Here is a 22,257-nt window from a genome sequence, read left to right as displayed (position 1 = left end):
TTCCCATTTTCCGAGACAGTCCAGATTTGTCCGTTGACGTCTCGGGGCATTTTTTTTCAAAATAATTTCAAGCATTTACGGCGTTAGCGGTTATCCGCTGGCGCCCACTCTCGTCCATGCGAGACCGCCCACGTCGATTTGAATTGGGGGTGGAATTGGGGGTATTTTTGGCCGGCACCCCCAACAGGCGATACCCCCAGATGGCCCTCAAGGAACTTGAAGTTAAATACGCGGCGATCCGGAGCCGCGCATATAAGCTGACGGACGGCGGCGGATTGCATCTGTTCGTGCAGCCAAACGGCTCGAAGCTGTGGCGTATGAAGTACCGATTCGGCGGCAAGGAAAAGCTGCTGAGCTTCGGAAAATATCCCGACGTTCCGCTCGCCGCGGCGCGGACCAAGCGTGACGAGGCAAGGGCCAGCCTTGCCGAGGGGCGAGATCCGGGGGCGGTGCAGGCGGAGGAACAGCGGGCAGCAGAGCGTACCTTCGAAAAGGTCGCGCGCGATTGGCACGCCAATCGCGCCAGCGGATTGAATGCCGCCCACGCCCAGCGGGTAATCAGCCGGATGGAAAGGGATGTCTTTCTTGCGATCGGTCACCGTCCTCTCACTGAGATATCCGTCCCCGAGATTCTGGACATGATCAGAAAGATCGAGGCGAGGGGGGGGCTCTCGATATCAGCCGGCGCGCCAACCAATGCGTGAGCCAGGTCTATCGGTTTGCGATCGCCAACGGGTGGGAGCGCGAGAATCCAACTGTTCACCTGCTTGGCGCCTTGAAGCCCCGCCCACGAGTGAAGCACATGGCGCGCGTGCCGCTGCAGGAAGTTCCCGATCTGGTTCGTGCCATCGCTGGGTACGACGGTGAAGATGGAAGCCGGAGGCGTGATCGAGCCAGAGACGCCATGTGTTCACGCTGCTTACTTGGGCCACCGCCGCCGCGTTGCGCTCAAGTTGGGACCGGCCCGTCAGCGCTCGAACCTCAGCCGCAGGGCCGATAACGTGCCCTTTTGACGGCTCGCCGACGGAACCGCGCAAGCCTTTGCTCGACCAGCGCGCTCGCCTCGCCCGCCGCCACGCTGGGCAAGATGTTCAAGAGCCTGTGACGCCTGATGAACTGGAAGATCGATCCCGCCGCCAAAAGCAAATTGTAGTTACTAAAAGCGATTGACCTCCAATCAAATCGTAGCCACAAAAAGCCATGATTGCTGTATGGGATGAACCGAAACGGCAAGCGATCCTCGTCAAGCACGGGATCGACTTTGCCGATGTGGGCGAAGGGTCCTTCCTCTCCGCTCTGGTGATCCCTGCGAAGGATGGACGCTCCTGCCATGACCGACCCGAAACACGCCGCTCCCGGATACACCAGGGCCGATATGGATGCGGTCAGCAATAACCCCGAATTGACAGCCGAGGACTTCGCGAGGGCAATGCCTTTCGCTGAGGCCTTCCCGGACCTCGCAAAGACGATTCGCGCGCGCGGTCCGCAGAAGGCCCCAAAAAAGGTCAGCACCACACTGCGCCTTTCGCCCGAGGTGATCGAGCATTTCAAATCCGGCGGCCCCGGTTGGCAGTCGCGGATCGATGCAGCCCTCAAGGATTGGGTGGCTGCGCACTGAAGCCGATTGGCCCCCCATCCTCCCGGTAGGACGATGACGAGCTGCCGGTCCCGGCTCCCGGGGGAGCCATCGGTGGCTGAACGACCGGCATGGGTCGGTTTTGTGGGGTGTTCGAGCCCCGCCATCAACAGAAGGCGTGGCGTTGGGGCAAGAGGTAATGAAAGTCTACTTCATGCCTCTCCCACGAACAGCTACGAAAGCGGGGACTTCGAGCAGCTTGGGGGAGGGTATTGTCTCGGGAGGGGCGTTGTCACTTATGGCAGACACGATTGACTGAAATGCAGGCGTTGCCGCAGGGCTTTCCCTTTTTGCAGCGTTTGCCGAACCATGAAAATCCACCGCCTGAGCCAGAGTCGTCAGTTGATACTCCTGTCGATGAGGGGCGCGAGGCAAAGGACTGGCGAGTGACAGGTGATGACGAGGAGACATGGTTCGCTGAGATCCACACGCGCCGGGCGTCCTTCATGACCTGGAGCCATTCGCCCGACCGCTTGATGATCTCGACGTTATCGCCGCTGCGGAAGTTTCCCGTGATGTGCCCTTTGGTTGAAGGCGCGTCGCGCGTCCGAAGGGTCGACGCTGAGACATAGACGGTATCGCCGTCATCATAGGCTAGCGCAGCCCCTGCTGGTTCCGTCAGTTCGGCATCCTCGCTGCCTGACGGATCAGGAGATGACAATCCACCTGTGCACTGAACCATGAGGAGCGAGCCCAGGACCAGGCAGAACACGTTCACACGGCGACCGATGGGGAAGCGGCCCGCCATTTCACTGTATCCCATGCGCAGCGAGCCATTCCAAAGTGGCAGGCCAATGACGCCTTTTCGCGGCAGCCAGAAGGGTTCCGTCTGGGTCCTTCACGCGGGGGTTGGCGCCTGCCCGCAACATTGTGAGTGCGATGCGGTCGTCATCCACTGAAAGGACAGGTGTGGTGCCGTCATTGGACTTGGCGTCCAGCTTCGCCCCCGCTTCGATGAGAACTTTCGTCACCGCCAGATCGCTGGTTCCCATGAGCGGAGTCCAGTCCAGGCTATCGCGTCCCTCCAGTGGAACGCCAAGCGTGATCAGGGTGCGCGCCATTGCAGCACGGTCCCGGCTGGAAGCCTTCCCGCAAGCCCCATAGGTTCCGCGAAATATGTGCAGGGCATTCCCGTCATTATCCTGCCCTTTGGGGTCGGCACCGGCATTCACCAGGGCCCGAGCTATCGGGGCGTTGCAGCCGACTCCCTCGGCAAGCAGAGCCGTCAACCGTGCCTTGGGTATCCGTGAAACATAGCCCTGCTTTGCCATCCGGTCGAACAGCTTTTGATCTCCCCTCTCTGCCGCAAATTCGGCGATCAGAACGCCAAGAGCCAGCGAAGAAGGGGAATTATCCTGCGGTCCGGCCTTAATGAGAGCGTCCAAACGAACTCCGGAGGCAAGAGCAGCTCGGACAAGGTCTGTCGGATCATTCCTTCCGAGTGAGGCTTGCGCAAGCCTTATGGCACTTTGAACGAGGTCTGCGCCGGCTTGAGAAGTGAAGTCGAACCGCTGCTGCTTGAGTAGAGCGACAGTACCGCCGTTGCCCCGAATCCACCGATCTGTCTGAGCCAGAGTATCCACGGCATCCTCGAGTTGGGTCATGCTCCGAGGCATGCCGACAGACCGGCCCACGTAATCGACCACCACCTTGGAGGTTGTGCCGACTCTCAGGGTGAGTTCATAGGTCGGACTATCCGTGACGCCGGCCGTGTAATCCGGCTTCATCCCCATGAAGTGCGCATCTCGAAATTTCTGGAACAAGGCGGCAGCCGCTTCAGGCTCGACGTTCGTTTCATGAGGGCCGGGCCAGAGTACATTGTACCCGTTGAATGCACGATGCACGTCGGCGGCGCTTCCGGGAAAGCGAGGATAATTGCTGGAGAAACGGACGCGGCCATCTCCCCTGATCGAAACCTCATAATCGGGGCACGATCCGTAACAGGCGGTCCTTCGCAGCGTAACCTCGGTATCCTGAGGGCTACCTTCCGGGAACGGGACTTTCGGGTCAGGAGCAGTTTCGGCGGCTTCGTAGTTGATCGTTATGAAGCCAACTGCCTGGACAGGATGCCCGTCGAACGACTGAGGCTTGAATGTCCACTTCCGCGCAGCTTCAAGAGCTGGCTTGGGGTCGAGCTTGTAGAAGTTGTCTCCTACCCGAGCGTCGATGACATGGCCTTTCACGTCAATGGTCACCAGGACGCCGACATTGGCTGATCCGTAACCATTGACCGTCTCCGGGCCGGAGAGGCGCTCCGATTGGAGATAGTAGATGCCCACCCTTTCGACCTCGTGCGTCGATCCGGAACAGGCTAAGAGCAGGGACAGTGCCGCTGCTGATCGCCATGCAAGGCCACCCTTCATCATCTCTCCCAAGGTATTGATAGGCGACCATATCACCAGAACTCTGCTTGATAGGCTACCCCTTAAACCGTAGAATACTAAGTTAGAAAATCATCGACTTTACTTGGTGACCGATGATCGTCCGAAAAGGGTTGTGAATTGATGGGGCCGCGGGCGACATCCCGTGTTCGCATTGGAACGATGCTGGCAATGGGTGACTAATTATACAATCATAATTTAGATCAAGTTTTTTTAAGTTTTAGTCTGCGGTGAACAGGCATCACTAACCTGCGCTATCGGATTGTTGCGAAATCCAATCCGAAGCGAGGCAGATACTTTCTGAGCCGGTCTGCGTCGTTGGTGCTGTTGCGTCGCGCGCGCGAGGCGGAGAACAGGTGCCGTCCGGCTTCGGACAGGGAGGTACTCTCGCGGCATGTGTCCACGACGTAAGCCAGCTGGACGCGGTCAAAGGGATCGATCTCCTCCAGTCTTTCCGCGTCGAGGAATGCTGCCAGCTTATCCTCATTGCTGGCGTTGCTGACTGACCAGAGGCGCCCAAGTCTGGCGATTTCGTTGTCGACCGTCGCCAGATCGATGCGGCCCTTCGGTGCAAAAGTCGCCATGCGCGTGACGCTGCCGGCCAGATCGAGGCCGTGCGCGGGCGGCGGGATGAAATCGCGGAGGCAAAGAGCCGCAAGACTGTGGATCAGGATCCTCGCGCGTGGACGCCGGTGGGGCGGTAATGGTGTGCCTTGCTCTCAATAACGCTTCCCAGCCCGCATCTGACCGCCTAGAGGCGCCCTATCCCCGGGGGGCCGCTTATGCGCGGCTGAGAGGTGGTCTGCAGACCACGACCCGCTGAACCTGATCCGGTTGACACCGGCGTAGGGAGGGCTGGCGGCAGGTCCGTTGTCCCTCCAGATGGAGTGGACGCGAGAAGATGCCCAGTAAGACGATGCCCATTAATCTGCCCAATTTCCGTAACTTTTCCTGTCTTCGCGGCCTGACCGGCATCGGTGGTGCCGCGCTGGTTCTGCCGGCCTTGCTGGCCGCGCCCGCGGCGATGGCGGAGGCGGCCGACGATGCCGGCCCGTCCGACATCCAGGTGATCGGGCATCCCGATCCCGAGGGGCTGCTGCCGGACCAGACCGCGCCCAAGGCCGTAAGCGCCATTTCGGCGGACTTCATCCTCAAGCAGGCGCCGACGCTCAATGCGTTCCAGCTCGTCAACCTCCTGCCCGGCGCGAACGTGTCTTCGAGCGATCCCTACGGCCTCTCCACCGGTTCCAGCCTGACCCTGCGCGGATTGGGTCAGGACCAGATCGGCGTCGTGATGGAAGGTGCGCCGCAAAACGATATCGGCTATTTCTACGCCTATCCCTCGCAGTTCGCCGATGCCGAGAACGTGCGGCAGATCGCGCTGGCGCAAGGGGCCGCCGATATCGACGCGCCCGTCGTCGCCGCGGCGGGCGGGCTGCTATCGCTGACGCTCGACGATCCGAAATCGGAGCTGGGCGGCCTCGTCAATCTTTCTGCCGGTTCCTACGATGCCCGCCGCGTTTTCGTGCGGCTGGACACCGGCACGCTGGGGGCGAGCGGGCTCAAGGCCTTCGTCTCCTATTCGAACAACCGCGCGGACAACTGGCGGGGCGCCGGATACGACAAGCGCCAGCATATCGATGCGAAGCTGCTGCGCGAATGGGGCGACGGGAACCGCGCCAGCATCTCCTTCTCGTACAACGACGCCAAGACATCGAGCTATCCGAGCCCCACGCTGGCCGACTGGAAAGCCTCCGGCCGTGATTTCAACTACGATCGGCAGTACACCGAGGGCAATGCCAACTACTGGAGGCTCTACCGCGCGCCGTTCCGCAACTTCTACGTGGCGGCGCCGGTTCATCTGAAGCTGGGCGATCGCCTGGCGTTCGACAGTTCGGCCTATCTCCAGCTCGGCCACGGCAATGCGCCTTACGGCACGCAGCTTGCCACGACCGGCAATTATCTCGGCACCGAGGAACTGACCCAGCCGATCGCGCTGCCCGGCGCGGTGGACGGGGTGGCCACCGTGCTCGGCAACTGGACCGGCAAGCAGCTTCGCGTCGGCGATGTCAGCAAGCTTACGCTTCAGGCGGGCGCCCACACGCTCACCGCCGGGCTCTGGTTCGATTACGGGACCGACCGTGTTACCCAGTCCTACACCTCGATCGGCGCCGATGGGCATCCGGTGGACCAGTGGGGCTATCAGGACAAGGCGATCCGCACGGCCGACGGCCGCCTGCTGGCTTACGAGAATGCGCGGACCGTCACCGTCACCAAGGGCTTCTTCCTGGCCGACAGCATCGCGGTTTCGCCGCGCCTGAGCGTCGACCTGGGCTTCAAGGGCGTGGACGTGCTGCGCAACGGCCGCAATTACCTGCCCGGCCCACAGTCGAAAGTGCGCGCCGATAGCTTCGCCGCGCTGCCCCGCGCCGCGGTGCATTACAAGCTGGACGACCGGCAGCAGCTTTTCGCCAACATCACGACGAGCTTCCGCACCCCGAACGAGTTCGCGCTCTACAACAGCTATTACGGCGGCGAACTCGTCAGCCAGGGGAGCGGGGATCTCAAGAACGAATATTCGGTCTCCGAGGAGCTGGGCTATCGCTACATCGGCCCCAGCCTGTCCTTCTCGCTCACCGCCTTCCACTATCACTTCCGCAACCGCCAGGTGGCGACCGTGATCGACAGCGGCGGCGCGCTCGTCAATTCGACGATCAATGGGGGCAGCCAGACCTCCTACGGACTGGACGGCGAGATCGATTATCGCCCGGCGAGGGGCGTCAGCGTCTATCTCTCGGGCGAATACCTGCACACGCGCCTGAACGACGACCTGGCCATCGGCGGCGATTATCTGCCGACCAAGGGCAAACGCGCGGTATCCAGCCCCGAGTTCCAGTTCGCCATGGGCACCACTTATGACGACGGCCGCCTGTTCGGCAGCAGCGCGCTCAAGTACGTCGGCCGCCAGTACGCCACCTTCATGAATGACGAGAGCATCAAGGGCTATGCCACGCTCGACTTGTCCGTGGGCGTCCATCTTGCCGGGCTGATCGACGCGCAGCGGATGGACCTGCGGCTCAATGCGATCAACGTGACCAACCCGCATGTGCTGTCGGGCGTCTATTCGATCACGCCCAATGCGCTGGATACGACGGGGCGCGGCGGCACCGTCATTTCGGGCTCGTCGCCGGCCTATTACGTCGGAAGCGGGCGCGCCTTCGTGGCGACGCTCTCGCGCGCCTTCTGACCGTGAGCGGCGCGGTGCCCCGTCTCGTGTCCGGCCGCACCGAACCCGGCCACATGGTGCATGGGATGGGAACCGCGCTGGAGGCACCGACCTGGCCCGCCATCACGCATGGCGAGGCCGAGGCGATCCTGGCCCGGTTCCCTTCCGCCGGTCGGCTGGCGGCGCTGCACTGGCATTCGCCCCGACCGTTCTCGGCAGGGGCTCTGGTCGAGACCGACCGGGGATCGTTCTTCCTCAAGCGCCATCACCAGTCGCTCCGCACGCCGGAGGGGCTGGATGAAGAGCATGGTTTCATGGCGCATCTGCGGGCCGGCGGCGTGCCGGTGCCGGAGGTCGTGCCGGCGGCGGGCGGCGGCGGGGCCGTCACCCGGGGTGACTGGACATACGAAGTTCACGCAAGGTCGCCGGGCCGGGATATCTACCGCGACAGGCTGTCATGGACGCCGTTCCTTTCGCACCGTCACGCCTTCGAGGCGGGCGTGGCGCTGGCGCGGCTGCACCGCGCCTCAGAAGGTTACGCGGCGCCGGATCGCGCGGCGCATCCGCTTGTCGCCAGCTTCACCATCCTGCCCTCCCGCGATCCGCTGGCGGCGGCGGCGGACTATGTCGCCGTCCGTCCGGCGCTGGCCGGATTTCTTGAGGACAAGCCCTGGCGGCAGGAACTGGCGCGCCTTTTCGCCGCGCTGGGCACCGGGCTGCCCGAGCGTCTGGCCGGGCATCCGCGGCTCTGGACCCATAACGACTGGCACCCCTCGAACCTTCTCTGGAGCGAGGACGGCGCGGTGCGCACCGTGTTCGATTTCGGGCTGGCGGCGCGGACCTCGGCGCACCACGATCTCGCCACCGCGATCGAGCGCACCGCCATTCCGTGGCTGGACCTTGCGGAAGGGCGGGGCGACGGACCCGCCGATGCGGCAGCGGCGCTGGCGCTGCTTGCCGGCTACCGCACGGTGCTGCCGCTCACCCGCAGTGATGTGGAGACGGTCGTCCGCCTGCTGCCGCTCGTCCATATCGAATTCGCGCTTTCGGAAGTGGACTATTTCGCGGGCATCCTGCGCGATGGCGCTCAGGCGAAGCTCGCATGGCAGGGCTATCTCGTGGACCATGCCGACTGGTTCCTCTCCCCGCCGGGGCGGGACTTCCTGAACCAACTCGAAAGCGGGGACGCGGCCTGATGTCGGCACTCGAAATCGTTGCCGTCGTCGTCAGCTTCCTGGCAATCTGGCTCACCGCGAAGCGCTGGCTGCTGTGCTGGCCAACGAGCCTGCTGGCCTGTGCGCTCTACTTCAAGCTGTTCCTCGACGTGCGGCTCTATGCCGACATGGCGCTGCAGGCGCTGTTCGGCGTGGCCATCGTCTATGGCTGGATCGTCTGGACCAAAGGGAAGGGCGATGCCGGGGAAGTCATGGTGAAGCCGCTGCTTCCCCTGCAGGCATGGGCGGGACTGGCGGCGGGCGCGGCGGGCGCCGTCGCCATCGGCTGGTTCACCAGCCGCTATACCGACGCGGCGCTGCCGTGGATGGATTCCGCCCTGAGCAGCTTCAGTCTCGTGGCCCAATACTGGACCGCGCGGCGACACGCGGCGAGCTGGCTGCTGTGGATCGCGGTGGACATACTTTACGTGGGCATGTTCGCCTTCAAGGGACTGTGGCTCACGGCGGGCCTCTATGCAGCGATGATCGCCCTTGCCGTACTGGGCTATCGCCGCTGGCAGGAGGCCCGGAGTGCGAACTAGCGGGCCGCCCGTGAAACCCTTGTGTACCCTTGGTCTGCATAGTAAGCGCCGCGTTTACGTTGTCGGGGGGCGACATGAGAAAAGGGTGGGGCCACGCGGTTCTTGCGTGGCTGAAACGATGCATCGGTGAATCGAACTTCTGCCCGGACAGGATTCCGGGCTGTTCGGTAGAAACGCCATGCTGCGACTGCGAGGAACTGGTCCGCTACAACGCCTTGTAGGCGGACCCTTCCGATCCGGGCTCCGGCCCGTTCAGGCCTTCTATCCTGCAGCTTCGCAGCCGCTCATGACCTCAGGTCGCGCAGCGGGATCGATGTCGCTTCACGGGCGCTGCCGCGTTCGGTGACGTGGTGCTCGTCCGCGTAGAGCGGCAGGCCACGGTCATCGGCCGGGCATAGGCCGCCCCGGCACATGACGGGCAGGGGGTCGATCAGCCGAACGTTGTCATGCCGCGCGGCGATATCCTCGAACATGGTGGTCAGCGCCAGTCGTCGGCGGCGGACGTCGGTTTCCCGGACGGAGCAGTCCTCCGCGCTTTTGCCGCGCCACAGCGAACGGGCCACGCACTTGCGGGCATTGTCCGGGAAGCTGGGGGCCTGTTCGACCAGCAGCACTTCCTTGCCCGCCGCGCCGAACCGGGAGATCACCCGTTCGAGCGAGCGCTGCAGCACCGCCTTGGTCTGTTCCGGTCCGGCAACGCGTTCCTGTTCGTCGAGCAGGAATTTCGAGGTGATGGCCTCGTTGCTGCCGGGAGCGCTGTCATTCACGAAGCGTGCCCAGCGCCCGGCGATGACGACGGTCTTTACATGCGGATTGGACCTGATCGCCTCGAAGATCATTTCGTTGAACCGGCGGCAACTGTCGTCGGCAACGAGGGTGCCGTCGGTTTCGAGCGTGCCGGGCAGCGGCGAGCAGGAGCTTTTCACGGCCGTGCGCAGGGGGATTCCGGCCTGTTCGGTCGCCTTGGTGAAGCCGAATCCGAGAGCGCGGGCGTGCGAATCTCCCCACAGCACGACTGTGGACCTGTCATCCTCGGCAATGCCTTTCGCGCAGTTCTCGATACCTTTCGAACCACCGAGCGCGCAGCCGATTTCGGGGGTGAAGGGCTTGGGGGAGAACTCGGTCGCCAGCAGGGCGGGCTGCGGCAGTCGGCCGGGCAGGCCGCGCGTGACGATCAGCGGCGCGGATGCCAGGCCGATCGCGAGCAGCGCCAGCGCGCCGAACGCGACGACGCGGCGCTGGACAATGCGGGTGTCGATGTTCGTGCTGCTGCGCTGGCGGAAGGGCGCTTCCACATAGCGCAGGCTGAGGTACGACAGGACGAAGCTGGCCGCCACCAGCAGCGCGCCTTCGACGGGCGAGGGCGCCGCACCGCGCTGGAGCCAGAAGAAGGCGATGACCGGCCAGTGCCAGAGATAGAGCGAATAGGAGAGCTTGCCCACGAAGACCATCGGGCCGCTGCCCAGTAGCCGGGCCACCACGTTGTCCTGTTCGGCATTGGCCAGCAGGAGCAGCGCCGTGCCTGCGCAGACCGGCAGCGCGGAAAGGCCGGGGAACAGCGTTGCCCCGGTATAAGTCAGCATGGGAACCAGCACGAGGCCGAGACCGGCGAGGGCGGCTGCAAGGCGCAAGGCGGGGTTCGGAATGCGCAGGGATGGAGCGACCGCCAGCAGCGCGCCCAGGAGCAGTTCCCATGCACGGGTGGGGAACATGTAGAAGGCGAAGTTCGGCGATTTGTGGACGATGAATTCAGAGAGGCCGAAGGAGATGACGATCGCGGCCACGATCGCCGGCAGGAACCAGCGGCGAAGCGGCTTCAGCGTGAACAGGGCCACGACCAGCGGCCAGAAGATGTAGAACTGCTCCTCCACCGCCAGCGACCAGGAGTGCAGCAACGGGCTCTCGTAAGGCGCCGGCCCGAAATAGTTGAGCTGCGACCAGAACCAGATGTTCGACGAGAACAGGGCCACGCTCACCGCGGATTTCCCGAGGGCGAGGAGTTCGCCGGGAAGCATGACGAACGTGCCGTAGGCCAGAGTCGCCATGGTAACGGCCAGCAGGGCGGGCAGAATACGCCGGATGCGGCGGTCGTAAAAGGCCAGCAGGCTGAACTTCTGCTCGTTCGCATCCTTGAGAAGGCCGCTGGTAATCAGAAACCCGGAAATGACGAAGAAGATGTCGACACCGACGAAGCCGCCCGAAAATGGCGGAAGTTCGGCATGATACAGCACGACGGGCAGTACCGCGATCGTTCGTAGCCCATCGATATCGCGCCGGTACCTGATGTGGCTCATCGATATTCGCCCCTCGTCAATTCGAATTCTGGCAGAACTGCGCTTACAGAATTGAAACAGCAGCCGGCCGCACCGGACTACGTTGCGATGCAATGCAAGTCTAGGCGGCGCGGACATATTCCGTCGCCGCGCCTGACGGCTTTGGGCGGCGGCCGTGGCCATGCGGAATTCTTCCACGCCGCCCGGCCTGGGAAAGGCCGCTCCGTTCGGCCCGGACCATACCAATGGTTGGCTTAGAATTCCGGCACGACCGAGGCAAAAGTGCTGCGCGTGGTGGGCGGGCGTTCGGCTGTACCGCCAGGCCATGCAGGTCTGCCTCGGGCAGACTTTTCAAGTTTATCGAACAATAATGGTCATTTTATCCAGCTTCACTGCAAGCGAAAATGACGCGAAAACAGCTTCACCAGACAACGACAGGAGCTTCCCAATGACCAAGACCGCCACGCCGACCGCCACTGCAACCCCCGGCAAGTCGCTGATCTCGCCTGACAATCATGCGCTTGTCCTGATCGACTTCCAGTCGCAGATGGCCTTCGCAACCAAGTCGATCTCGGCCGAACTGCTCCGCAACAACGCCGCGCTGATTTCGCGCGGGGCCAAGTCCTTCGACGTTCCCACCATCCTGACCACGGTTGCCGAGAAGAGCTTCTCCGGCCCGATGTTCGACGAGATCACCGAAGCCTTCGAAGGTCAGGCCATGCTCGACCGGACCAGCATGAACACCTGGGAAGACGAAGGCGTGATCGCCGAAATCAACCGCATCGCCCGCCCACGCATCGTCTTCGCCGGGCTGTGGACCTCGGTCTGCATCGTCGGCCCGGTTGCCTCGGCGATCGACCAGGGCTTCGAAGCCTATGTCATCACCGATGCCTGCGGCGATATTTCCACCGAGGCGCACGAACGGGCCGTGGAACGCATGATCCAGCTTGGCGCGGTGCCGATGACCTCGCTCCAGTACCTGCTCGAACTGCAGCGCGACTGGGCCCGTACCGAGACCTACGACAGCACCACCGGAATCGCCAAGAAGTGGGGCGGTGCCTACGGTATCGGCATCAATTACGCGAAGACCATGTTCGGCGCGTCCGAGGGCGCTCACTGATTTGAGTTCGTGATCCTTCGACAGGCTCAGGATGGGCGGAAAGAGCCCTCTCAGTTCCAGCTCCGCCCAGGCTGAGTTTGTCGAAGCCGCTGCATAGACAACCCAACCCACCGAAGGATCAGCATCATGGCATATGTCACCACCAAGGACGGCGTCGAAATCTTCTTCAAGGACTGGGGCCCGAAGGATGCCCAGCCGATCGTCTTCCACCACGGCTGGCCGCTCTCGTCGGACGACTGGGATACGCAGATGCTGTTCTTCCTCTCCAAGGGCTACCGCGTCGTCGCCCATGACCGCCGCGGCCATGGCCGTTCCGAGCAGGTCAGCGACGGTCATGACATGGCCCACTACGCCGCCGACGCTTCCGCCGTGGCAGAGCATCTCGACCTCAGGAACGCGGTCCATATCGGCCACTCGACCGGCGGCGGCGAAGTCGCGGCCTATGTCGCCCGCTACGGCATTCCGCAGGGCCGGGTCGCTAAGGCCGTGCTGGTGAGCGCCGTCCCCCCGATCATGCTCAAGACGCAGGCCTATCCGGGCGGCCTTCCCATCGAGGTGTTCGACGGCCTTCGCGCCGGGCTTGCCGCCAACCGCGCGCAGTTCTTCCGCGATGTGGCCGCAGGTCCCTTCTACGGCTTCAACCGCGATGGCGCCGAAGTTTCCGTGCCGGTGATCGACAACTGGTGGCGCCAGGGCATGATGGGCAGCGCCAAGGCCCATTACGAAGGCATCAAGGCCTTCTCGGAAACCGACCAGACCGACGATCTCAAGGCGATCACCGTGCCCACGCTGGTGCTTCACGGCGATGACGACCAGGTCGTGCCTTACAAGAACGCCGGTGTGCTCCAGGCCGAGATCCTGCCGGACGCCACGCTCAAGATCTATCCCGGCTTCCCGCACGGCATGCTGACCACGCACGCCGACGTGATCAACCCCGACCTGCTCGCCTTCGTGCAGGCCTGAACCAAGACGCCGGGGAGCCTCCACGATGAAAGCCTACCTTCTCTCGATCGCTGCCGGGTTGCTGGTGGGTATCGTCTACAGTCTCCTCGGCGTGCGTTCGCCGGCCCCGCCGATGATCGCGTTGCTCGGGCTTCTGGGCATCCTGCTGGGCGAGCAGATCGTTCCGCTGGCGAAGAGGATCTGGGCAGACGATGAAATCGGCCACTTCGTTCAGACCGACTGCCGCAAGCACGTCCTCGGCCGCCTGCCGGGAGACAAGTTCCCCTGCCGCACCGCCGATCACAAGGCGGAAGCGTGATCACCCGCCGCCAGACACTTGCCGGAGCGGCCGCAACGTCGCTCCTGCCCACATTACTCTCCCAAACCGCACGTTCCAAGGAAGCCGTCATGACCGACACGATCATCGTCAACGCCAGGATCACCACGCTGGACCGGGAGAACCCGCAGGCCGAAGCCGTGGCGATCCGCGACGGCAAGTTCCTGACCGTGGGCAGCGAACAGGAAGTGCGCGCCGCCGCTCCCGAAGCCACGGTGATCGATGCCAGGGGGCACCGCCTGATCCCCGGCCTGATCGACAGCCACATGCACATCATCCGCGGCGGGCTGAACTTCAACATGGAGCTGCGCTGGGACGGCGTGACCAGCCTGTCCGAAGCGATGGCGATGCTGAAGAAGCAGGTCGACAACACGCCCGCCCCGCAGTGGGTCCGCGTGGTCGGCGGCTTCACCGAGCACCAGTTCGCCGAAAAGCGCCTGCCGACCATCGCGGAACTGAACGCGGTGGCGCCCGATACGCCGGTGTTCATCCTCCACCTCTACGACCGTGCGCTGCTGAACGCCGCTGCCTTGCGTGTCGTCGGCTATACCAAGGACACGCCGAACCCGCCGGGCGGCGAGATCGTGCGCGATGCGAATGGCAACCCCACCGGCCTGCTGCTGGCCCAGCCCAACGCGACGATCCTCTATTCCACGCTGGCGAAGGGACCGAAGCTTCCGCCCGAATACCAGATCAACTCCACCCGCCACTTCATGCGCGAAGTCAACGCGCTGGGCGTGACCGGGGTGATCGATGCGGGGGGCGGTTTCCAGAACTATCCCGACGATTACGACATCATCGAAAAGCTCCACGCCGACGACCAGCTGACCGTGCGCATCAGCTACAACCTCTTCACGCAGAAGCCGAAAGAGGAACTGGCGGACTTTTCGGGCTGGGTGAAGCAGGTCAGCCCCGGACAGGGCGACGACACCTACCGGCATAACGGCGCGGGCGAGATGCTGGTCTATTCCGCCGCCGACTTCGAGGACTTCCGCGTCGAACGCCCCGACATGCCGCCCAGCATGGAAGGCGATCTGGAACCCGTCATCCGCCTGCTTGCCGAGCACCGCTGGCCCTGGCGCCTTCACGCGACTTATGACGAGACGATCGGCCGTGCGCTCGACGTCTACGAGAAGGTCAACCGCGACATCCCGCTCGAAGGCATCAACTGGTTCTTCGACCATGCCGAGACCATTTCGGATCGCAATATCGACCGTATCGCCGCGCTCGGCGGGGGCATCGCGGTGCAGCACCGCATGGCCTATCAGGGCGAGGATTTCGTCGAGCGCTACGGCGCCAAGGCGGCCGAACGCACCCCGCCGATTGCCCGGATGCTGGCTGCCGGCATCCCCGTGGGCGGCGGCACCGACGCCACCCGCGTCGCCAGCTACAACCCCTGGGTCTCGCTTTCGTGGCTCGTCACCGGACGCACCGTGGGCGGCCTCTCGCTCTATCGCGGCGACAACCGCGTCAGCCGCGAAAAGGCGCTGCGCATGTGGACGCACGAGAACACCTGGTTCTCGAACGAAGTGGGCAAGAAGGGCCAGATCAAGGCGGGCCAGCTGGCCGACCTCGCGCTGCTTTCCGACGACTACTTCAGCGTCCCCGATAACGAGATCGTCCACATCCGCTCGATCCTGACGCTGCTGGGCGGCAAGGTGGTGCACGGCGAGGGCGACTATCGCCCGCTCGCGCCGCAGCTGCCGCGCCCGATGCCGGACTGGTCGCCGGTCGCCACCTTCGGCGGCTATTACCAGACGCCGGAAGCCAAGCAGAAGCTGGCCTCTACCTGCGGCTGCGCCAGTTCCTGCGGCGTCCACGGGCACGACCATGCCGCCGCGCTCGGCGCCAATGTTCCCGCCGCCGATGTCCAGACTTTCTGGGGCTCGCTCGGCTGCGGTTGCTGGGCGGTCTGATCCGGTGCGGCCCCTCCGGGCGAGGAGGGGCCGCATTCACGGCTTTTCCATAATTTCGAACATTCCAGTCTAGATTATTCGGATCGATGGATAGCCGACGGCCCCCTACACCGGGCCTGCACCATCGACCGAGCGGCACTGTCCCTCTCCCATCGGAGCCACAGACATGAAGCACTTCACCCTGATCATCGCGGCCGCCCTGGTGGCCGCGAGCCCCGCAGTCACGCCTGCCTTCGCCGCTCCCGCAGCCGACTACGCCGTCGGCGCGCAGTACGACACCACCCATGTCTACGTGCCGCAGGACCAGTTCGACACGTTCGTTTCCAGCTTCGTCGCCACCTTCGGCGGCACCACCAGCAAGCAGGGCGAATTCCAGGTGACGCCGACGAAAAGCCTCACCAAGTCGCAGCTCGTGCTGACGCCTGCGGGCACCGTCTCGGTCTTCGGCTTCAAGACGCCGATCCCCGTTCCCTTCGGCGACGAGCGCACCGGCTATCTGGTGACCGACCTCGATGCGGCGGTGAAGTCTGCCCGCAGCCACGGGGCGGTGCGCCGTCTGGAGACCTTCCCCGATCCCATCGGCCGGGATTCGGTGATCCAGTGGCCGGGCGGCGTGAACATGCAGCTCTACTGGCACACCGCCAAGCCGAACTACAAGGCGCTTGAGACGGTCCCGGAAAACCGCGTCTATCTGACCGCCGATGCCGCCGACAGCTTCATCAAGGGCTGGACCGGCTTCGCCCACGGCAAGATCACCGCCGATGACAAGGCCGCCAATGGCGCCGAGATCGGCGAGCCCGGCAAGACCATCCGCCGCGTGTCGATCACCAGCGGCTATGGCAAGATGGTGGTCTACGTTTCGGACGGCCAGCTACCCTGGCCCTATGGCCGCGACATGACCGGCTATGCGGTGAGCGACCTCAATGCCACGCTCGCCAGGGCTTCGGCGGCAGGCGCGGAAACGCTGGTCGCGCCTTACAGCACAGGCAAGCGCCAGGCCGCCATCGTGCGCTTCCCCGGCGGCTACATCGCCGAGATCCACTCCGGTGAGGTTGACTGAACCATGTCCGGCACCGGTACGCCCAAATTCGTCGCCTCGGTGCTGGATTTCGCGCCGACGGGCTTTCTTGCCCGCCTCCTGCTGGTGGGCGCCTATCTCGTCGGCGGGCTCACCAAGCTCACCGACTGGCAGGGCGCCGTGGCGGAGCAGGCCCACTTCGGCCTGACCCCGCCCGCGCTCTGGGCGGCGCTCACCATTGCGGTGGAGCTCGTCGGCCCGCTGCTGATCCTGTCGAACCGCCTGGTCTGGCTGGGCGCGGGCATGCTGGGCGTGTTCACGTTCTTCGCCGCGACGGTCGCCAATGCCTTCTGGGCCATGCCCGCCGGACCCGAGCGCTTCGGGGCGACGAATGCCTTCTTCGAACACATGGGCCTCGTCGGCGGGTTCATTCTCGTGGCCATCCTAGCCTCCCGGGCGAAGCGACGTGCCTAGGCTGGCCCCGCTTGCGGCGCTTGCCGCAACCCTTCTCCCCCATCTTGCCCATGCCGAACCCACCGAGGCCTGGCAGGCCCCGACCCTCTCGATCACCCGCTACGACGAGGACTGGTCCGACCTTGCCGACGCCGAAAAGCGCGCGCACCACTGGACCGGGCCGTTCAAGTACATCCCGATCAGCGATGACGTCTGGCTCTCCACCGGCATCGAACTGCGCGTGAGGAACGAGAACCTCGAAAACAACCTCTGGGGCGGGGCGGATGCGCCGAACGACAGCTACGTCTGGCTGCGCGCGCTGCCCTATGCGGACCTGCATGTCGGCAAAGTGCGTGCCTTCGTGCAGCCGATCGCCTCGACATCGGCCAGCGTCGCGCCTTCGCCGGGCCCGGTGGACGGCACCGGCATCGACCTGCTGCAAGGCTTCGTCGAGGCTGACCTCGGCCCCGTAACCCTGCGCGGCGGGCGGCAGATGCTCTCGCTCGGCACCGAACGGCTGATCGGCACCCGCTACGGTCCCAACGTGCCGCTCGCCTTCGATGGCCTGCGTGCGGACGTGACGCTGGGCGCCGCGAAAGTCAGCCTGCTGGCGGTCAGGCCCGTGCAGGCCCGCCGGGGCGACTTCGACGATCGCACTTCGCCCGACAAGTCGCTCTGGGGCGCCTATGCCGCGCTGCCGGGACTGGATCTCTACTATCTCGGCTATCGTAACCAAGCCGCCCACTGGGGCACGCGCGGGGGCACCGAAACCCGCCACAGTCTTGGCGCGCGCTGGCACGGCAGCCGCGACGACTGGCACTGGAACGTCGAGGGCGTCTATCAGTTCGGCCGTTTCGCGGATGGCCCGATCTCGGCCTGGACGCTGGGCACCGAACTCGGCCGCGCCTTCCCGGAAGCACCGCTCGCCCCCGACCTTACCGTTCGCGTCAATGTGGTGAGCGGGGACAAGGACAAGGCCGACAATCGCCTCGGCACGTTCAACGCGATGTTCCCCAAGGGCAAATACTTCGGCGAGCTTTCGCCGGTCGGCCCCTACAACATCGTCAACGCCTATTCCTCGCTGGGCCTGCAACTTGCCCCGGATATCTCGGCCAGCCTTGCTGCCATGGCCTACTGGCGCGCCTCGTGCGGGGACGGCATCTACGACATTCCCGGCAACCTGATCCGCGACGCGGGAGACAGCCGCGCGAAATTCGTCGGCAAGGAAGTGGAAGCGACGCTGGCCTGGCAGGCGACGGCGGAGCTCGAACTCTCCGCCTCGCTTTCCGCCTTCGCGCCGGGAGCCTTCATCCGCGAGACCGGCTCCGCCAGGACGATCCATATGCTCGGTCTCGAAAGCAATTTCCGGTTCTGATCGGCATTTCAGTTTCATCGAACAAACCGGACGATCTTATTCGGATACCTGAGATAGCAGCCCCGACCTAGACCACCGGCATCCCCCCCATCCCGGAGATCGACATGACCGCAACACCCGCCGCTTCCCCCATCAAGTCCACCCTGCCGCGCCTGCTGTTGCTGCTTTCCGCCACCACCGGTCTGGTCGATGCGGCTTCGGTGCTGGGTCTCGGCAAGGTCTTTACCGCCAACATGACCGGCAACGTCGTGTTCCTCGGCTTCGCGGCGGCGGGAACGCCCGGTTTCAAGGTTGTGCCGGCGGTCATGGCGCTGCTGGCCTTCATGGTGGGCGCCTTTGGGGCGGGACGCCTTGCCCGCGCCCATGTGGACCTGCCGCTGCGCCGCTGGCTGCTCTGGGCCGCCGTGGTCGAAGCCGCGCTGCTGTGGATCGCTGCCGCCATTTCCACCAGGATCGACATCGCCGCGCAGGCGCCGGAGATCGCGGTGCTTTCGGTGATCGTGCTGACCGGTTTCGCCATGGGTCTGCGCAATGCGACCGTGCGCTCGCTCAAGGTGCCCGACCTGACCACCACCGTATTGACGCTGACGATCACCGGCATCGCCGCCGATCAGGTGGGAGGACGCTCTCCCAATTTCCTGCGCCGCTTCGCCGCCGTGCTTTCGATCTTCCTCGGCGCCGCCGTGGGTGCCACGCTGCTGCTCCATGTCGGACTGGCGGTTCCGCTGATCCTGGCCGGTGCCATCGTGCTGGGTGCAACGCTGCTGTTTGCCCGCGATCCGGCCTCCGCCGCGCCGCACAGGCCCTGAGCGAATGCGCCTGTCTACCGGCTAAAGCTCGATCAGGCCGTTTCGCACGGCAATCGCCACGGCATGGGTGCGATCCATCGCCCCCAGCCGCGCGAAGATCGCCTTCATATATCCCTTCACCGTCTCTTCCGAGAGAGAGAGCCGGCCGGCGATCTGCTTGTTGGAGTTGCCCGCCGCCGCCAGTTCCAGCACGTCGCTTTCGCGAGCGGTGAGGTGAGGGGGGCTTTCGGAGGCGGCCTGTCTCGAACCGTCCGCGCTGACCAGACCGGCGTCGAAATGCATCTCGCCCCGGTGAATGCAGCGGATGGCGTCGAGAAGTTCGGTCCGCAGGCTGTTCTTGAGCAGATAGCCTGCGGCGCCCGCCTTGAGCGCGCGCAGGGCCCGGCCGTCACCCGAATAGGTCGTCAGCACCAGCACGCGGGCCTGCGGAAATTCCGCAAGGATGCGCGCCATCGCGGTCAGCCCGTCGATGCCCGGCATCTGGAGATCCAGCAGCATGACGTCGGGGCGAAGCTCGCGGTAGAGCGCCACGGCGGCCTCGCCGTCCTCTCCCATGCCGATCAGTGCCATGTCGTGCTGCGTGCCCAGCACCGCCATGACGCCGTCGCGCAGCAGCGGATGATCGTCGATCACGAGCACGCGGATCGGCGCTTCCGGGGCTGTTGCCGGTGCGGAGGTGGTTTCGCCAGAAGCGGGCATGTCCATGGGGAGACCCTGAGCGCGATGGCCGGATTAGGCAATTCCCCCCGAATGGGGGGATTGCCCGATATGTGCACTTGGAGGCATTTTTGTGCATCGCAAAAAACCGGAGGTCTCGCCTTGCCCCCCCAGGTGGTTCCCCAACCCGTCACCCCCGCCCCGATTGCCGACAGGGCATCGGGCACGGTCCTGATCGTCGATGACGATCCCGAAATGCGCTCGGCGCTGGGCAGCCTGCTGCGTGTGGGAGGGTTTTGCCCGCAGGGGTTCGCATCCTCGCAGGCCGTGCTGGATGCGCCGCTTCCCGACCGCGAATGCTGCCTCATCGCCGACGTGCGCCTGCCGGGCATCGGCGGGCTCGAACTGTACGAGCAGCTCAAGCGGCGGGGCGACGAGATTCCGGTCGTGTTCATGACCGGCCATCCCGACGTGGCGCTATCGGTGCGGGCGATGAAGGCGGGGGCGATGGATTTCCTGCCCAAGCCCTTTGGCGACCAGCAGATGATCGATGCCGTCGATGCCGCGCTCGCGTTCGACCGGGACAGGCGGGAACTGGCCCATCGCCACCGCGCGGTCGCGGAACGCTTCGCGGCCCTCACAGGGCGCGAGCGGCAAGTGATGGAAGGCGTGGTGCGGGGCCTGATGAACAAGCAGATCGCCTGGGAGCTGGAGATCAGCGAGATCACCGTGAAGCTCCACCGCTCCAGCCTGATGAAGAAGATGCAGCTCCGCTCCGTCCCAGACCTCGTCCGGGCCTCGCAAGTGATCGAGGCCCGATCGGCCGCCTGATATCGGGCACCCGACATCGGCACAGGCCTGCTTCCATAGCCGCTCGGCGCACGCGGGCGCGTTTCCGACGGCCTTTTTCGCGCTGCCCGGAACCTCGGAGCCGCCCGCGCACTACCTAGCCATACTTTCGTCTCATTCAGCGGACCGTCGCGGCGCGATAGCATCCGGGGATGGCGGGCGAGGGCGAAGCGTGCCCACGCGGGTAGCGAGAAGGAGAGGCCATGGCGCACCGGCCAAGCAATGCGGACCTGCATCCCATGCCCGATGGGGGACCTGACGACGACATCCACGCCATTGCTGCAAGGTACGCCGCGACCCGGCATCTCAGCCGCGAGCTCGTGCTGGGGCTGAACGAGGCGGACGCGGCGGTGCAGTCCATGGCGGATGCCTCGCCCGCCAAGTGGCATCTGGCGCATACGACGTGGTTCTTCGAGACTTTCCTGCTGCGCGATCACGTTCCCGGCTACCGCCTGTTCGACCCGCGCTGGCCGTTCCTGTTCAACAGCTATTACGAAGCCGAGGGCGAGCGGATGGCGCGGCCCGAACGCGGCCTGCTGACCCGGCCCGCCCTGGCCGAGGTCATGGCCTATCGCGAGCATGTCGACACGGCGATGCGCGCGGCGCTGCCGGAGCTTCTGGCGCGGCATGGCGACCTGATCGAGCTGGGCATCCAGCACGAGCAACAGCATCAGGAACTGCTGCTGACCGATATCAAGCACTTGTTCTCCCGCAATCCGCTCGGCCCGGCCTATGCATCCGCATCCGCTTCCCGGGCCACGCCGGACGGGGGGGCTCTGCGCTGGATCGAAGGGCAGGAAGGGCTGGCCCGGATCGGCAGTCTGGAGGACGATCCATTCGCCTTCGACAACGAAACGCCCCGGCACCCCGCATGGCTGGCTCCCCATGCACTGGCCAGTCGGCCGGTGACCAATGGCGAATGGGCGGAATTCATTCGCGACAATGGCTACGGCACCGCCGCGCTCTGGCTTTCCGACGGCTGGGACTGGACCGGGCGCGAAGGGATCGCGGCGCCGCTCTACTGGCGGGGCGGCGGCGATGAATGGGAGCATTTCACGCTTGGCGGCTGGCTTCCCGTCGATCCCGATGCGCCGGTCGCGCATGTCTCGTTCTATGAAGCCGATGCTTTCGCGGCATGGGCGGGCGCCCGCCTGCCGACCGAGCAGGAATGGGAAGCGGCCGCGCATGGCCGCGATCCGCGCGGCGGCGTGCAACTGGACACCGCAGGCGCGGTCATGCCCCGTGCCGAAGCGCCGGCGGGAGATTTCGCCTCGCTGTTCGGGAACGTCTGGGAATGGACCGGCTCGGCCTATCGCCCGTGGCCCGGCTATCGCCCGGCGGCGGGCGCCGTGGGCGAGTACAACGGCAAGTTCATGTCGGGCCAGTTCGTCCTCAAGGGCGGAAGCTGCGCCACCCCGCGCGGTCACATGCGTGCGTCCTACCGCAATTTCTTCCATCCTCACCAGCGCTGGCAGTTCACCGGCCTGCGCCTTGCCAGGAGTCTCTGAG

At 64.7% G+C, this 22,257-nt stretch carries 20 protein-coding genes and 1 riboswitch; of the genes, 15 read left to right on the top strand and 5 right to left on the bottom strand.

From position 1 onward, the window contains the following. Positions 1 to 200 precede the first annotated feature (200 nt). The gene (locus ACXJ16_RS07725; RefSeq protein WP_324698767.1) at positions 201 to 704 is read left to right on the top strand and encodes a tyrosine-type recombinase/integrase; all 504 of its coding nucleotides are present in this window, start codon (positions 201 to 203) and stop codon (positions 702 to 704) included. Between the two features lie 626 nt (positions 705 to 1,330). Further along, positions 1,331 to 1,618, top strand: coding sequence for a BrnA antitoxin family protein (locus ACXJ16_RS07720; RefSeq protein WP_324698768.1), 288 nt, complete (start codon positions 1,331 to 1,333; stop codon positions 1,616 to 1,618). A 250-nt stretch (positions 1,619 to 1,868) separates the two neighbouring features. On the opposite strand, the gene ACXJ16_RS07715 is transcribed toward ACXJ16_RS07720, so the two are convergent. The 3 genes from ACXJ16_RS07715 to ACXJ16_RS07705 form a co-directional block, all read right to left on the bottom strand. Then, positions 1,869 to 2,384, bottom strand: a complete 516-nt coding sequence (locus ACXJ16_RS07715; RefSeq protein ID WP_324698769.1) for an SH3 domain-containing protein — start codon at positions 2,382 to 2,384, stop codon at positions 1,869 to 1,871. Between the two features lies 1 nt (position 2,385). Then, positions 2,386 to 3,999 (bottom strand): DUF6438 domain-containing protein, encoded by a 1,614-nt coding sequence (locus ACXJ16_RS07710; RefSeq protein WP_463921735.1) that lies wholly within the window; start codon positions 3,997 to 3,999, stop codon positions 2,386 to 2,388. A gap of 272 nt (positions 4,000 to 4,271) precedes the next feature. Further along, positions 4,272 to 4,601 (bottom strand): hypothetical protein, encoded by a 330-nt coding sequence (locus ACXJ16_RS07705; RefSeq protein WP_324698771.1) that lies wholly within the window; start codon positions 4,599 to 4,601, stop codon positions 4,272 to 4,274. A 175-nt stretch (positions 4,602 to 4,776) separates the two neighbouring features. Continuing rightward, positions 4,777 to 4,886, top strand: a riboswitch (TPP riboswitch). A 47-nt stretch (positions 4,887 to 4,933) separates the two neighbouring features. On the opposite strand from ACXJ16_RS07705, the gene ACXJ16_RS07700 reads away from it, so the two are divergent. The 3 genes from ACXJ16_RS07700 to pnuC all read left to right on the top strand — a co-directional run bounded on the left by ACXJ16_RS07700 (position 4,934) and on the right by pnuC (position 8,999). Continuing rightward, a complete protein-coding gene (locus ACXJ16_RS07700) occupies positions 4,934 to 7,264 on the top strand; it encodes a TonB-dependent receptor (protein WP_463921769.1) in 2,331 nt (776 codons plus the stop codon). Between the two features lie 65 nt (positions 7,265 to 7,329). Then, on the top strand, positions 7,330 to 8,439 hold the full coding sequence (locus tag ACXJ16_RS07695) for a phosphotransferase enzyme family protein (RefSeq protein WP_463921768.1): 1,110 nt from the start codon (positions 7,330 to 7,332) through the stop codon (positions 8,437 to 8,439). Beyond that, a complete protein-coding gene (gene pnuC / locus ACXJ16_RS07690; protein ID WP_463921734.1) occupies positions 8,439 to 8,999 on the top strand; it encodes a nicotinamide riboside transporter PnuC in 561 nt (186 codons plus the stop codon). The genes ACXJ16_RS07695 and pnuC overlap by 1 nt, the downstream gene beginning before the upstream one ends. A gap of 284 nt (positions 9,000 to 9,283) precedes the next feature. Here the strand turns inward: pnuC and ACXJ16_RS07685 are convergent, their stop codons facing one another. Next, entirely contained in the window at positions 9,284 to 11,293 is a 2,010-nt protein-coding gene (locus tag ACXJ16_RS07685; RefSeq protein ID WP_463921732.1) for an acyltransferase family protein, read from the bottom strand. A gap of 427 nt (positions 11,294 to 11,720) precedes the next feature. On the opposite strand from ACXJ16_RS07685, the gene ACXJ16_RS07680 reads away from it, so the two are divergent. The 8 genes from ACXJ16_RS07680 (at position 11,721) to ACXJ16_RS07645 (ending at position 19,242) form a co-directional block, all read left to right on the top strand. Further along, positions 11,721 to 12,392: a hydrolase gene (locus ACXJ16_RS07680; RefSeq protein ID WP_054441193.1), complete on the top strand. Its 672-nt coding sequence runs from the start codon at positions 11,721 to 11,723 to the stop codon at positions 12,390 to 12,392. A 126-nt stretch (positions 12,393 to 12,518) separates the two neighbouring features. Next, the gene (locus ACXJ16_RS07675) at positions 12,519 to 13,355 is read left to right on the top strand and encodes an alpha/beta fold hydrolase (RefSeq protein WP_054441195.1); all 837 of its coding nucleotides are present in this window, start codon (positions 12,519 to 12,521) and stop codon (positions 13,353 to 13,355) included. A gap of 25 nt (positions 13,356 to 13,380) precedes the next feature. Beyond that, positions 13,381 to 13,653, top strand: a complete 273-nt coding sequence (locus ACXJ16_RS07670) for a DUF1427 family protein (protein ID WP_454796934.1) — start codon at positions 13,381 to 13,383, stop codon at positions 13,651 to 13,653. An 89-nt stretch (positions 13,654 to 13,742) separates the two neighbouring features. Continuing rightward, a complete protein-coding gene (locus tag ACXJ16_RS07665; RefSeq protein WP_463921731.1) occupies positions 13,743 to 15,587 on the top strand; it encodes an amidohydrolase in 1,845 nt (614 codons plus the stop codon). 166 nt (positions 15,588 to 15,753) lie between these two features. Further along, entirely contained in the window at positions 15,754 to 16,647 is an 894-nt protein-coding gene (locus ACXJ16_RS07660) for a glyoxalase (RefSeq protein ID WP_324698776.1), read from the top strand. Positions 16,648 to 16,650: 3 nt separating this feature from the next. Next, complete coding sequence (locus ACXJ16_RS07655) at positions 16,651 to 17,079, top strand: DoxX family protein (protein WP_463921730.1); 429 nt, start codon at positions 16,651 to 16,653, stop codon at positions 17,077 to 17,079. Next, on the top strand, positions 17,072 to 18,433 hold the full coding sequence (locus ACXJ16_RS07650; RefSeq protein ID WP_324698779.1) for an alginate export family protein: 1,362 nt from the start codon (positions 17,072 to 17,074) through the stop codon (positions 18,431 to 18,433). The genes ACXJ16_RS07655 and ACXJ16_RS07650 overlap by 8 nt, the downstream gene beginning before the upstream one ends. A gap of 104 nt (positions 18,434 to 18,537) precedes the next feature. Beyond that, positions 18,538 to 19,242 carry a YoaK family protein gene (locus ACXJ16_RS07645; protein WP_324698781.1) on the top strand — a complete coding sequence of 235 codons (705 nt, stop codon included), beginning with the start codon at positions 18,538 to 18,540 and terminating at the stop codon, positions 19,240 to 19,242. Positions 19,243 to 19,263: 21 nt separating this feature from the next. On the opposite strand, the gene ACXJ16_RS07640 is transcribed toward ACXJ16_RS07645, so the two are convergent. Next, positions 19,264 to 19,947, bottom strand: coding sequence for a response regulator transcription factor (locus ACXJ16_RS07640; RefSeq protein ID WP_324698782.1), 684 nt, complete (start codon positions 19,945 to 19,947; stop codon positions 19,264 to 19,266). A gap of 126 nt (positions 19,948 to 20,073) precedes the next feature. Between ACXJ16_RS07640 and ACXJ16_RS07635 the strand changes: the two genes are divergently transcribed. Both ACXJ16_RS07635 and egtB read left to right on the top strand, forming a co-directional pair. Next, positions 20,074 to 20,730 carry a response regulator transcription factor gene (locus tag ACXJ16_RS07635; RefSeq protein ID WP_463921728.1) on the top strand — a complete coding sequence of 219 codons (657 nt, stop codon included), beginning with the start codon at positions 20,074 to 20,076 and terminating at the stop codon, positions 20,728 to 20,730. Positions 20,731 to 20,987: 257 nt separating this feature from the next. Continuing rightward, positions 20,988 to 22,256 (top strand): ergothioneine biosynthesis protein EgtB, encoded by a 1,269-nt coding sequence (egtB, locus tag ACXJ16_RS07630; RefSeq protein WP_463921766.1) that lies wholly within the window; start codon positions 20,988 to 20,990, stop codon positions 22,254 to 22,256. The last annotated feature ends 1 nt before the right edge of the window (position 22,257 follow it).

This window comes from Novosphingobium sp. TK71 (assembly GCF_055361505.1).
This window is presented reverse-complemented; position numbering and strand designations above follow the sequence as displayed.